Consider the following 12440-nt stretch of genomic DNA (forward strand, 5'->3'; position numbering starts at 1 on the left):
TGACGCGCGGCTCACGCCTTGGGCGGACGGCGCATGGCGGCGGCAATCCCGGGTCGGCCCTGACCGTCGAAGGCGGCCGCGACCGAGGCCACATCGGCAGCGCTGCGGTTCTGGTTGAGCTTGAACTTCGCCTCGATCCTCTCGACGCTGAGGCGGAAGGCGACGATCCTGCCCAGCATATCGTCGAGGAAATCGGCAGGTGCATCGCCCATCTTCCAGGCGGCGGCGCCGTTCACCGCCTTCTCGTGCCGCGCGGTCAGCAGCGCCACGGCGCGGCGCTTGTCCTTGGCGGCATGCGACCAGGTGATCCGGGCATGGACATGGACTACCTGATAGTTCCAGGTCGGCACCGCCTTGTGGGTCTCGGCCTTGGACGGATACCAGTTCGGGCTGACATAGCCCTCGACCGCGCGGAAGATCGCCAGCACCGGGGCGCCGTCCGGCACCTCGTGGTGCAGGGGATTGGCCAGCGCGACATGGCCCAGGAACCCCTCGCCGTCGCGCAACAGCGGCAGGTGGTTGGCGTCGAGCCCGGCCGCCCCCTGACTGACCAGCGCCGCCAGCGGATTTTCGTGCATCAGGCGCTCGATCTCGTCCTGCTCGGTTTCGGTGAAATGGGCGGGGGAATACATGGCGGGCCGCTCCCGGGGATGACGCGGCACGAACGGTAGCCGCCCGCCGGGATGGCGACAAGCGCCACCGCGACCGGCGGGTCACGGGCCGCCTTGCGGAGGCTGCGCGCGATCGGGCGACGGCCCGGCCGGAGGGTCAGGGCCCGCCTGCCCCAACGCCGGATCACCGCCGGGGAGAAGGAGCGCGCCCGGGTCCGGGGCGGTGCCGGGCGTGGCGGGGTGCAACGGCGGCGGAGCCTGCGGTGGCGGGGGGAGCGGCGCCCCGTGGCTCCAGCCGAAGACCGCCAGCAGGGCCAGCGGCGCCACGGCCGGGCGGCGGAGTTGCAGCAGATAGGCGGTGATCGCCAGCGCCAGCGGGGTGGCGTCCTGAAACCAGCCGCTGCTGCCGGACAGCAGCGGCACAAGGATCCCCGCCAGCGCAGTCCAGACGACGGCGTTGCGCGCGCGGTTCGGCCGGACCAGCGCCAACAGCGCCAGCAAGGCCGCCAGCACCGCCAACAGCACCCCGGGCAGGTCCCGCAGCGCGACGACGACGCTGACCGCGACGGCCACCAGCACGCCGTCGACATCCCCGGTCAGGGCGGCGGCGAGGGGTTGGGGTGGCAGCCAGGGCGGCAAGCCCAGTGCCGGGGGGACCAGCACGGCGGAGGCACCCAGCGTGCCCAGCCCCGCCAGCGCCAGAAGCGCCGCCAGCCGATGGCCGAGAAAAAACAAGGCGATGACCGCGGCGAGGGCCAGTGCAGCACCCTCTGCCCGGAGGGCGGCGGCCGTGAGGATCGCCAGCAACAGGAAACCCGGCGCCCGTCCCTTCGCCGCACGCGCCAGCCCCACCAGCACCGCGACCGAGGCCGCCACCGGCAAAGCCCCCTCCCCCCCGGCGAACGGCAGGGCGAAGCCGTTGACCGCCTGCACCAGCAGCGGCGCCCCCACCACCGCCGAGGCCGGACGCCCCGCCACCGCCGGGCCGAACGCCCCGGCCAGCAGCCAGACCGCCACGCCCTGCCCTGCGACGGCCAGCAGCAGCCCCGGCCAGTCCCCCAGCCGCTGAAGCGGCACCAGCAACAGCGCGGGAAGGCCCGGGATATGGCCGAGTTGGTCGCGCAGCCTCTCTCCGGGCAGGACCAGCTGCGGCGCGGGTGCCTCGCCGGTGACGCTCACCCCGTCCGGCCCCAGCCGCAGCGCGACCAGCAGGCCGACGCCCGCCAGCATCACCATCAGCGCATAGATCTGGAATATCCGTGCCGGCATGATCTCTCCTGCGCGGGCAGGCTACGCGGCAGGAGTAAAGAAAAAGGCGCGGCCGAAGCCGCGCCTTTGGTAAAAATCGCGAAAGCGATCAGCGCTTCGAGAACTGGAAGCTCCGGCGCGCCTTGCGCTTGCCGTATTTCTTCCGTTCCACGGTCCGCGAGTCGCGGGTCAGGAAGCCCGCGGCCTTGAGGACGCCGCGCAGCGACGGATCGTAGAGTTGCAGCGCTTTCGACACGCCGTGCTTCACCGCGCCCGACTGACCCGAGAGGCCGCCGCCGACCACGGTCGCCACGATGTCGAACTGGCCGACGGTGTTGGTGATCTCGAACGGCTGCTTCAGGATCATCTGCAGCACGGGACGGGCGAAGTATTCGGCCATCGGCTTGCCGTTGACGGTGACCTTGCCCGAACCCGGCTTGATCCAGACGCGGGCGACCGCGTCTTTCCGCTTGCCGGTGGCATAGGCGCGGCCCTGGGCGTCGCGCTGGGGGGTCCGGGGCGCAGCGGCCTCGGTCTCGGCGGCCGGACGGGCAGCCGCGGCGCCGGCGACGGCGTCTTTCAGCGCGTCGAGGGACTTGATCTCATCGGCCATGATCAGGCGCTCCGGGTGTTCTTGGGGTTCAGCGACTTGACGTCGAGGACGGTCGGCTGCTGGGCCTCGTGCGGATGCTCGGCACCGGCATAGACGCGCAGGTTGGTCATCTGCTGACGGCCCAGACGGTTGCGGGTGATCATGCGCTCGACGGCCTTGATCACGACGCGCTCGGGATGGGCGCCGTCAAGCACCTGACCGGCGGTGCGGAACTTGATCCCGCCCGGGTGGCCGGTGTGCCAGTAGTAACGCTTGTCGGCGCGCTTGTTGCCGGTCATCTGCACCTTGTCGGCGTTGATGATGATGACATTGTCGCCCATGTCCATGTGCGGCGTGAACGTCGGTTTGTTCTTGCCACGCAGGATGTTGGCGACGATCGTGGCGAGGCGGCCCAGAACGACGCCCTCGGCGTCGATCAGGATCCACTTCTTCTCGATCTCCGCCGGTTTCGCGGTGTAGGTTTTCATGGTCCAGCCCTGAAAGTGAGAAGCGAGTCGCAGCCGGGCGGAACCCGGGAACGGAATGCGGCTGTTCTAGCGGATTGCGCGGGTGGGTCAAGCGGCGTCAGCGCCAAATAATGAAGCAAAATCAATACCCTGAAAAATAGGTATTATATTACCCCAGCAATCTCTCCCCCGGCCACCCGCCTTCGTCCCCCGGCGCCCAGGGAATCCGCCGGTGATCGAAGCCGCGCTGGATCGTCGGCTTCACCACGGCGAAATAGGGCGACAGGTCGAAATCGCGCGGCACGATCAGCGTGGCGTGGCGGTGGCGCCAGATCGTGCCCAGCGGCCGGCCCGAGCTTTCGCGCAGCATCTCGATCTGCGGCAGGATCGGGTAGCCCACCGACTGGAAGGCCTGCGCCACCAGCGAGGAACAGATCGCCCGCGTCGGATCGCCCGAGCCCAGCGTCAGCAGGCTGCGCCGCCAGCGCACCGGGATCGGCGGCGTCGGGAACAGGTAGCGCGCGAGGTCGATGATGTTGCGCGTGTCGTAGCGCATGCCGATCCGCTCGACCATGTAGCGGGCAACCGCCGCGCGTTCGTCCATCGACAGGCCCGCGGCGCGGCAGAGCCTGGTGTTGAAATTGGCGTATTTCGCCAGGGGCACCTGATGCGCGCCCTCCTGGATCGTCGCCTCGACCAGCAGCACCTCGCCGGTGCCCGCGCTCAGGTCCTGCACGCAGAGCGCGGCATGCGACCAGGTGCTCTGCGTCAGGTATTTGATCGCGGTCGAGACCTTGGCCCGCCCCTCGACCAGCAGCACGTCGCCGACGCGGATCGAGGCGGTCAGCGCCGCGTGATCCTGCGCCACGACGGGCTGGTCCCCGGGTTTGTCCCGTTCGAGGATGCGTCCGAGAAGGCGGCCGAGACGGGCAAACATGGCGCTACCGGAGGCGGGGCGGGCGCGCGGGGTCGAGCCCGGGGTTGGCGCCGGGCGTCAGGCGCTGTTCTTCGGGCGGGGCAAAGGGCGCGGGCGACATGGCAAGGCCCACGCCGGCGATGGCGGCCATGGCACGCCCCTCGGGGAAGATCACGTCCAGCGCGCCGCCCTCCAGCCCCGACAGCGCCAGCGCCTCGGACACCGCCCGGGCGACGGGGGCCTGCGCGGCCTCGGGCAGGCCCGCCAGCGCCAGCACATGGCCGCGCCCGCCGCCCTGCCACTGGACCGCGGCCAGCACCGCCCCGCTCAGTCCCGGCGTGCCCGACAGCCGCCGTTCCAAGGCCGCGACGAGGGGCGCGCGCACCGCATCCGGCAGATCCGGCGCACCGAAGGCCAGCGGCACGCCCTGCCCCTCGGCCGGGGCCGGGGCGGCGAGCGTGTCGGCCAGCCAGCCCAGCGCCTCGGGCGGCAGAAGCGCGGCGTGCTCGGTATCGGGATTGACCATCAGCGACAGCCCCTCCGCCGCCTCGGCCAGCATCGCCACCAGCACCCGGCCCGGCAGCGCGGCATAGGCCGCGGCCTCGCCGGCGAAACCGGCCAGCCGCAGCTCGCTGTCAAAGGCCAGCACGGCGCGCACGTCCGACAGGTCAAAGACCTTGGGCGCCATCATGCCGCCCGTCACCTCGGCGGTGAGCAGCACGAACAGCTCGGCCCGGCTCAGTTCGGCGTGGAAGGCGAGGCGCGCGGCAACCTCGTCGGCGCTGTCGTCCGGGGCCTGCGCCAGGCGGAGCATGGCGGCGTTGAGCTCGGTCTCGGGGGTATTGTCCATGGGGGCCTGGCCTGGGTCTTTCTCGGTCGCTGCCGCTGGGCGGCACTGGCGCGGATGTCGGCGGTTTGCCGCACAAAGTAAAGGCGGACACGATTGCGCAACAGTCTTAACACGTAGTTTTCACTACCCCCGCCCGGGCTTCTGCGGCATAATCGGCCCAATCCCGGCCTGCCCGATCCGTGGACAGCCGCAAGAAACAGCCCGTAAACACCCGCATGCGATGCTTCGCTGACGGATGGGCGACCTGGGGCGTAATGTAGCAGATGCTGGAGTTCTACAACGTCAGCAAGTCCTTCTGGACCGGGAAGACCCGCAAGGTCATCCTGCACAAGGCGTCGTTCCGCATCGAGCTGGGGCAATCCGTCGGCATCCTCGCGGCCAACGGCACCGGCAAGACCACGATCATCAACATGATGGCCGGGCTGGAAAAACCCGACGAGGGCACGATCACCCGCACCTGCCGCGTCTCGTTCCCGCTGGGCTTCATGGGCGGGCTCAATCCGCGCCACACCGCCACCGAGAATGCGCGCTACATCGCCCGGCTCTATCAGCTCGACCCCGACGAGGTTGAGGCCTTCTGCCGCTGGATGTGCGATATCGGCGATTATTTCGACATGGCGGTCGGCACCTACAGCCAGGGGATGCGCGCGCGTTTCGCCTTTTCGCTGATGCTGGCCATCGAATTCGACCTCTATCTGGTGGACGAGGGCATGCCCGCCACGACGGATGTGAAATTCAACAAGCGCGCGGGCGCGATGCTGAAGGAACGGCTGGAGAAGGCGACCGTGCTCATCGTCTCGCACCAGGCCGAGACGCTGGAAAAATACTGCAAATCCGCAGCGGTCCTCAGGGACGGCAGACTCAGCTTCTACGAGTCTCTGGAAGAGGCGAAGGCACTTTATGACTACGAAACCCAAAGCTAGGCGGTTCCGGCTCAGGCTGGGGGACGAGGCCTCGGACACGCTGCGCACCAATGTGGCGCCCCAGCGGGCAGAGGGCGCACGCGCCCCCGCCGCGCAGCCCGGGACCGGGACGGCAGCCCCGGCCGCCGCCGCCCGACCGGCAGACCCCCAGCGCCCCGGCAGCGCGGCGGCAGCGGCGGCAGCGGCGGCAGCGGCGGCGATGCCGCCCCGCGACACGCTGTTCGACGAGGAGGCTGCGGCACCCCGGCCCGCGTCTTCGCCCCCCGCCCCCCGGGCCGAGGCCCCGGCCACCCCGCCCGCCATCCAGGGCGAGGCGGAGAGCGGCGAGGAACTCTCGGGCCGGCAGCTGCGCATGGCGATGCGCGTGGCCCAGCGCAACGGCATCAAGGCCAGTTCCGGGCTCGAGGCCGTGCGGCTTCTGCGCAAGCAGGGCATCGACCCGTTCGAACGCTCGACGCTCCTGGACATCGTCAAGGAGGAAGGCTCGAAATCGCGCGAGCTGACGACGACGGAAGAGGCCCGGCCGCAACTGCCCAAGGCCTATCGCCAGCCCGGCACACCCGCCACGATCACCCCCGCCCCCCAGAACACCGAGAAACAGCGCCGGGCCGAGATCTCGAAGATCCAGCGCGACATCGCCAAGCGGCGGCGGCGGCGCATGGCGCTGCTAGGCGCGCGGCTGGGGGTCTTCGTGACCCTGCCGACGCTGCTGGCGGCCTGGTATTTCTATTTCGTGGCCACCCCCCTCTACGCCACCAATTCCGAATTCGTCATCCAGCAGGCGGACGGCGGCGGCGGCGCCGGAATGCGCGGCGCCGGGGCGCTGGCAGGCATGTTCGGCGGTGCGGGACTGGGCACGACCAACGATTCCATCACCGTGCAAAGCTACCTGCAATCGCGCGACGCCATGCGGCAGTTGAACGAGCAGGAGGGCTTCAAGGCCTATTTCCAGCAAGACACCATCGACCCGCTGCGCCGCCTGCCCCCCGATGCCACGGACGAGGCCGCTTACCGCCTCTATCAGGACATGGTGCAGGTCGCCTTCGACCCGACCGAAGGCATCATCAAGATGGAGGTGATCGCCGCCGATCCCGAAACCAGCGAGCGGTTCGCCCGGGCGCTGATCGGCTTTGCCGAGGCGCAGGTCGACCAGCTGACCCAGCGGGTGCGCGACAACCAGATGACCGATGCCCAGCAGGCCGTCGAAACCGCCGAGGCCCGCATGAACGAGGCGCAATCGCGCTTCCTCGACCTGCAGGAGCGCTTCCAGATGCTGTCCTCCGAGGTCGAGGTCTCGTTGTTGACCCAGCAGATCAGCACGCTCGACGCCCAGCTCAACAGCGAACGCCTGCAACTCTCGGATCTGCGGGCCAACCCGCGGCCGAACTCGGCGCGGCTGGAACAGGCCGAACGGCGCGTCGCCTCGCTGGAAGAGCGGATCACAGAATTGCGCGATTCGCTGACCGCGGGGGGCGAGGACGGCACCTCGATCGCCCGCCTCCAGCGCGAGCAGGTCATGGCCGAGGCCGATGTGGCAACCCGGCAGATGATGCTGACCCAGGCCATGCAGCAGCTCGAAGCGGCGCGGATCGAGGCCAACCGGCAGGTCCGCTACCTGTCTCTGGGCGTGAGCCCGGTGGCGCCCGACGAGCCGACCTATCCCCGTTCCTTCGAGAATACGGCGCTGGCCTTCCTGATCTTCGCGGGCCTCTACCTGATGATCTCGATGACCGCGGCGATCCTGCGCGAGCAGGTGACCGGCTGACCCAAGGTGGGCGAACCCGAGGCCCCCGGGGCCTCGGAACCGCCCACCCTACCCGGCGCGACACCGGGAAGGATTTCCCGCGCCGGGGCGCTTCGCGGGTGAAATAAGACCCGTCGCCACGCCCGCACCCCCTGAAGCGCGACAGATTTCCCCCCGGACCCGCCTTTCGCGAACATTTGTTCCGCCCACCCGGCACGGCCCGGAACAGCCGCCTCGCGCGCGGGGCCGCGCGCGGGCGCGGGAGCCTTGCCAGCCCGGCCCAAAGCCGCCAGATCGCCGGTCATGACCCCTGCCCTCAGCGCCGGAGACCCCGCCATGACCCGCCCCTTCGCCCTCGCTGCCGCCTTCGCCGTCAGCCTGACGCCCCTTGCCGCCGCCGCCACGCCCGAGGGCTGGTCGCCGCTGCTGGAGCCCGCCCAGCTCAACGCGCTGCTCGATCAATACGGCGAGGATATCCGCGTCGTGCAGATCACCGGCGAATACACCCAGGGCCATATCCCCGGTTCGGGCTGGTCGCCCTATGCCTCGTGGCGCTCGGACATGCCGAACCCCGGCGCGCTGCGCGACCTGCCGCATCTGACCACCGTGGTGCAGGAACTGGGCATCGATACCGACACGCCGGTTGTCGTGGTCCATGCCGGCCGTGACGCCACCGACATGGGCGCCGCCGCCCGCGTCTACTGGACCCTGCGCTCGATGGGGATCGAGGATCTGGCGCTGCTGAACGGCGGCCTTGCCGCCTGGACCCAGGCCGGGCTGCCGGTCGAGACCGCCGATGCCTCGTTCTTCCCGTCCGATTATCAGGGCGAATGGACCGACGAATGGCGCGCCACCACCGCCGAGGTGACCCGCATGGTCGCCGACGGCAGCGCCGAGCTGATCGACGCGCGCCCGGCTGGCTTCTTTGACGGGCTCACCTGGTCCGTCGCGGCACCCGGCACGATCCACGGCGCCGACAATCTGGAATATTCCGAGTTCTTCGACGGCACCCGCCTTGTGGGCGCCGAGGCGATCCGCGCCGCTGCCGCCGAGGCGGGCTATACCGGCAACACCACGGCGGTGAGCTTCTGCAACACCGGCCATTGGGCGGCGATCAACTGGTTCGCGCTGAGCGAGGTCGCGGGCTATGATGACGTGCGGCTCTATGCCGAAAGCATGGCCGAATACGCCGCCGACGGCACGCAGCCGCTGGATAACGCGCCGAACCGCCTGCAATACGCCTGGCGCGCGGCGACCAACTGGGTCGGGAGCCTGTTCTGATGATCCTCAGACGTCTGGGCCTTGGCGCCCTCGGACTGGCCGTGGTCGCCGCCGTCGCCCTGGCGGCGGGGCCGCAGGCCGGGATCCTGGTGGCCATCGGCATCGGCTACGGTCTGGTGCTGGAGGGGCTGCGCTTCGGCTTCGCCGGTCCCTGGCGGCTGATGATCGTCGAGCGTGACGCGCGGGGGCTGCTGGCGCAGCTTTTCGCCATCGGGCTGGTTGCGGCTGCGGCCTTCCCGCTTCTTGCCGCCAACCCGCTGGAACTGGCCCCCGCACAGGCGCCGATCGGCACCGGCATGATCCTTGGCGCCTTCATCTTCGGCGCGGCGATGCAGGTGGTCATGGGCTGCGGTTCGGGCACGCTGGTCAACGCGGGCTCGGGCAACACCATCGGTGCCGTGGCGCTGGTGGGCTTCGTCGGCGGCGCCTTCCTCGGTACGCTGAACGGGGGGTTCTGGGCCTCGCTGGGGCAATTGCCGCTGATCTCGGCGCAATCCGTGGCCGGGCCGAGCGGCGGCCTCTGGCTGACGCTGGCGGGGCTGGCGCTGGTCGCGGGCTTCCTGCTCTGGCGCGCCGCCCCCGGCAAACGCCGTCCGCCCGCGCGTCTGTTCGTGGCGGCCGCGCTGCTGGCGGGCCTTGCCATCCTCAACCTCGTGGTGGCGGGACAGCCCTGGGGCATCGTCTATGGCCTCGGCCTCTGGGGCGCGAAGCTGGTCACCGCTTTCGGCGGCGACCTCAGCACCACCGCCTTCTGGGCCAACCCCGTGAACGCCACGCGGCTTGACCAGTCGATCCTGACCGATGTCACCTCGCTGACCGATATCGGCCTCGTGCTGGGTGCCTTCCTGGTGATGCGCGGCAAGCGCGATCCGGGCGCCCCGCCCGCGCCGCTGGCGCTGCAAGGCTGGGTGCTGGTGCTGATCGCGGGCGTCGTCCTGGGCTATTCCAGCCGCATGGCCTTTGGCTGCAACGTCGGTGCCTTCTTCAGCGGCATCTCGACCGGTTCGGCCCATGGCTGGGTCTGGTTCGCCGCCGCCTTCGCGGGTTCGGCGCTGGGGCTGAAACTCAGGCCCTTCGTGCTGATCCCGGCCCGCCGTCAGGGAGTGGCCGCATGACCCGCCCCCGCGTCGCGCTTCTGGCCATCGCCGCGCTGGCCGCCCTTGTCGTCTGGGACGCGGCAGCGGTGGGCCTGCCCGAGCCCTTCCGCTTCCCCGCCGCCATCGCGCTGGGGTCGGGCGCCGCCCCCTCGGGTGCGCATTGCACGGCCAACTGACCGGCAGTCGAGCGGCTGAACAACCTGTGATGGCAAGCCCCCGCGCAGGGCCGGCAAAGAGGCTGGCCCTGCGCCTTTCGCCCGGATAATCTCGTCTGAAATCATTTCTCAAGGAGAGAATTCCATGCGCCTCATTCATGCCGCTGCCCTTGCCGGCGCCCTTGCCCTCTCGGGCTGTATCGACGTCGACATGACCGCCACCATCGACGGCGCCGACCACGCCACGGTCTCGGGCCATATGGCGGTGCAGCGGCAGATGCTGGACATGATGGGCGGCGGCGAGGCCTTCTGCCCGGCCGAAGAGGGCGGCACGCTGACCACGACCGAGACCGAGGCCCGCTGCGACGTCCGCACCGAGGGCAGCTTTGCCGAAGTCTTCGAAAGCGACCCCGGCCAGCCCTCGCCGACCGCGGTCGATCTGGGCGACGGCACGGTGCGCGTGACCTTCCCGCTGGGTGACATGGGCGCCCAGACCGAAGAGATGCGCGCCGATCCGCAGGCCGCGGCGATGATGCGCCCGATGCTGGAAGGCCATACCTTCACCATCCGCATCGCCGGCGCCGAGGTCATCTCGAGCAACGGCACGATCGCCGAGGACGGCCGCTCGGCCTCGTTCAGCTTCAACCTCGTGGACATGCTGGACCCGAACCTGTCCCTGCCCGAGACCTTCGAGACCATCGTGCGCTACTGAGCCGCGCGCCGGACCGGACAGCGAAAGGGCCCCCGCGGGGGCCCTTTTTCATGGATCGTGCCGGGCTCAGCCGCCTTCCGCCAGCCCCCGCAACACCTGCGCGATGCGGGCAAAGGAATCCCCGGCCCCGGGCGACATGTGCCGCGCGCGCAGATAGCCGTGGACCATGCCGGGCTCCTCGGTCAGCGAGACGGGCACCCCCTCCTCGGCCAGCCGGGCGGCGTATTCGACCCCGCCCGAGGCCAGCGGATCGGCCTCGGCGGTGAAGATCGCCGTGGGCGGCAGGTCGCCGAACACCTCGGCATCGAGCGGGCGGGCGGTGATGTCACCCCGGGGCGGCTCCGCCCCGCCATAGCGGATCTTCTCGTAATAAAGGCATTCCTCGGCGCTCAGCATCGGCGCCTTGGCGTGGCGGGTGAAACTGGGCATCTCGGGCCCGCCGCCAAGCCCCGGATAGATCAGCACCTGCCCGATGATATCGCCCCGCGTGGCGCTGATCGACGCCGCGAGCGTGCCGCCCGCGCTGTCCCCCACCACCACCTTCGGCCCCGGCACCGCATCAACCACCGCCGCGCAATCGTCGTAAGCCGCGGGGTGGGGATGTTCGGGCACCAGCCGGTAATCGACGGCGATCATGGTAAGGCCCGCCTGTTCGGCCAGTTCGGCGACGATGGCGTCGTGACTTTCAAGCCCGCCCACCACGAAGCCCCCGCCGTGAAAATAGATCCCCGTGACGCCCTCCAGCGGTTTGGTCGGTACATAGCGGCGGCAGGGGATTCCGGCGATGGTCTCGTCCGTGGCGGTCAGGCCCGGCGGATGCAGCTGGTCGAAATCGCGGCAGAGCTTGTTGTAGAAGGCCCGCTGCTGGGCGATGGAGAAATCCACCGCATCGGCCGGATAGGCCGCGAGCGTCCGGTCGATGAAGGCCCGGATCTCGGGCGGCAGCCAGCTGTAGTCTGTGATCGTGTCGGTCATCCGGGGCTCCCGAGGTTGAGACGCATGGCGGCCATCAGCTTGCGCCAGACCGGCCGGTGGCGATTACGGTAATGGATCGCGGCGAAGATCGGCTGCGTCAAGCGCGGCGCGCCCTCGACCGCAACCGCATGGCCCTCGGCGATCAACCGCTCGGCGGCGCGTTCCTCCTGATAGCCCGCGACGCCCAGCGACAGGATCATGCCGCGAACCGTCGCCCCCTGCCCCGCGGCCAGCACCGGAAAGGCCAGCCCCGGCAACAGCGCATCATGGGTGCGCGAGAAGGCGGGCGAGAGATTGGCCAGAACGTAACGCTCGGGCGTGACGGCGGCCAGCGCCTCCAGCCCCTGCCCGGGCGGGGCGATCATGCGATAGGTCAGTTCGCCCAGCGATTCGAAATGGATGTCGGGCGAGGGATGGGGGGTGAAGATCAGCGCCAGATCCAGCGCCCCGCCCAGCACATCGCGGCACATCTGCGCCGAGTAATCGGCCTCGATATAGAGCGCGGCCTCGGGCAAGAGCGCCTGAACCCGGGCCACCCAGCGCGCCGGATCCTCGGCCGCGAGGTCGTTCTGCAGGCCAAGTCGGATGGTCATGGCCCGCCCGCCTGCCCCCCGGGCGGCGGCCCGCGCCTCGACCATCGCGTGGCGCAGCGCCCGGGCGTGGGGTTCGAACCGCAGGCCCTCGGTGGTCAGCTCGCACCCGGCCCGCGACCGGCGCAACAGCGTGACCCCCAGCGCCCGTTCCAAGGCCGCGACGCGCCCCGAGACGGTCGATTGCGTGACGCCGAGCCGTTCCGCCGACCGGTGGAAGCTGCGGGTTTCGCAAAGGTCGAGGAAAGTGTCGATCTGGTCGGGCTGCATGGGGGGGAG

At 70.1% G+C, this 12440-nt stretch carries 14 protein-coding genes; 6 read left to right on the forward strand and 8 right to left on the reverse strand.

All coding sequences use genetic code 11. The features are described 5' to 3' along the window. Positions 1–11: 11 nt before the first annotated feature. The 6 genes from DDE23_RS20625 to DDE23_RS20650 all read right to left on the reverse strand — a co-directional run bounded on the left by DDE23_RS20625 (position 12) and on the right by DDE23_RS20650 (position 4684). A complete protein-coding gene (locus DDE23_RS20625) occupies positions 12–632 on the reverse strand; it encodes an FMN-binding negative transcriptional regulator (protein ID WP_107751669.1) in 621 nt (206 codons plus the stop codon). 81 nt (positions 633–713) lie between these two features. Next, positions 714–1880 (reverse strand): hypothetical protein, encoded by a 1167-nt coding sequence (locus DDE23_RS20630; RefSeq protein ID WP_107751670.1) that lies wholly within the window; start codon positions 1878–1880, stop codon positions 714–716. Between the two features lie 88 nt (positions 1881–1968). Beyond that, positions 1969–2472 carry a 30S ribosomal protein S9 gene (rpsI, locus tag DDE23_RS20635; RefSeq protein WP_107751671.1) on the reverse strand — a complete coding sequence of 168 codons (504 nt, stop codon included), beginning with the start codon at positions 2470–2472 and terminating at the stop codon, positions 1969–1971. A gap of 2 nt (positions 2473–2474) precedes the next feature. Next, complete coding sequence (gene rplM / locus DDE23_RS20640; RefSeq protein ID WP_107751672.1) at positions 2475–2939, reverse strand: 50S ribosomal protein L13; 465 nt, start codon at positions 2937–2939, stop codon at positions 2475–2477. Between the two features lie 148 nt (positions 2940–3087). Then, positions 3088–3855 carry a YiiX/YebB-like N1pC/P60 family cysteine hydrolase gene (locus tag DDE23_RS20645; RefSeq protein ID WP_107751673.1) on the reverse strand — a complete coding sequence of 256 codons (768 nt, stop codon included), beginning with the start codon at positions 3853–3855 and terminating at the stop codon, positions 3088–3090. Between the two features lie 4 nt (positions 3856–3859). Then, positions 3860–4684 carry an SseB family protein gene (locus tag DDE23_RS20650; RefSeq protein WP_107751674.1) on the reverse strand — a complete coding sequence of 275 codons (825 nt, stop codon included), beginning with the start codon at positions 4682–4684 and terminating at the stop codon, positions 3860–3862. 263 nt (positions 4685–4947) lie between these two features. Here DDE23_RS20650 and DDE23_RS20655 point away from each other — a divergent pair, with 263 nt between their 5' ends. From DDE23_RS20655 to DDE23_RS20675, 6 genes are all read left to right on the forward strand, one after another. Continuing rightward, complete coding sequence (locus DDE23_RS20655) at positions 4948–5607, forward strand: ABC transporter ATP-binding protein (RefSeq protein WP_107751675.1); 660 nt, start codon at positions 4948–4950, stop codon at positions 5605–5607. Beyond that, positions 5585–7372, forward strand: a complete 1788-nt coding sequence (locus DDE23_RS20660; protein ID WP_107751676.1) for a KpsE/RkpR family capsule polysaccharide export protein — start codon at positions 5585–5587, stop codon at positions 7370–7372. Before DDE23_RS20655 ends, DDE23_RS20660 begins: the two co-directional genes overlap by 23 nt. 315 nt (positions 7373–7687) lie before the next feature. Next, on the forward strand, positions 7688–8632 hold the full coding sequence (locus DDE23_RS20665) for a sulfurtransferase (RefSeq protein WP_170121831.1): 945 nt from the start codon (positions 7688–7690) through the stop codon (positions 8630–8632). Then, positions 8632–9747 carry a YeeE/YedE family protein gene (locus tag DDE23_RS20670; RefSeq protein ID WP_107751678.1) on the forward strand — a complete coding sequence of 372 codons (1116 nt, stop codon included), beginning with the start codon at positions 8632–8634 and terminating at the stop codon, positions 9745–9747. Before DDE23_RS20665 ends, DDE23_RS20670 begins: the two co-directional genes overlap by 1 nt. Continuing rightward, on the forward strand, positions 9744–9905 hold the full coding sequence (locus DDE23_RS25365) for a hypothetical protein (protein WP_170121832.1): 162 nt from the start codon (positions 9744–9746) through the stop codon (positions 9903–9905). The genes DDE23_RS20670 and DDE23_RS25365 overlap by 4 nt, the downstream gene beginning before the upstream one ends. Positions 9906–10029: 124 nt before the next feature. Beyond that, complete coding sequence (locus DDE23_RS20675; protein ID WP_107751679.1) at positions 10030–10596, forward strand: hypothetical protein; 567 nt, start codon at positions 10030–10032, stop codon at positions 10594–10596. A gap of 66 nt (positions 10597–10662) precedes the next feature. Here DDE23_RS20675 and DDE23_RS20680 read toward each other — a convergent pair whose 3' ends face one another. Then, the gene (locus DDE23_RS20680) at positions 10663–11571 is read right to left on the reverse strand and encodes an alpha/beta hydrolase fold domain-containing protein (protein WP_107751680.1); all 909 of its coding nucleotides are present in this window, start codon (positions 11569–11571) and stop codon (positions 10663–10665) included. After that, on the reverse strand, positions 11568–12431 hold the full coding sequence (locus DDE23_RS20685; protein ID WP_107751681.1) for a LysR family transcriptional regulator: 864 nt from the start codon (positions 12429–12431) through the stop codon (positions 11568–11570). Before DDE23_RS20685 ends, DDE23_RS20680 begins: the two co-directional genes overlap by 4 nt. Positions 12432–12440 lie beyond the last annotated feature (9 nt).

Source organism: Pararhodobacter aggregans (assembly GCF_003075525.1).
Classification (GTDB): Bacteria; Pseudomonadota; Alphaproteobacteria; order Rhodobacterales; family Rhodobacteraceae; genus Pararhodobacter; species Pararhodobacter aggregans.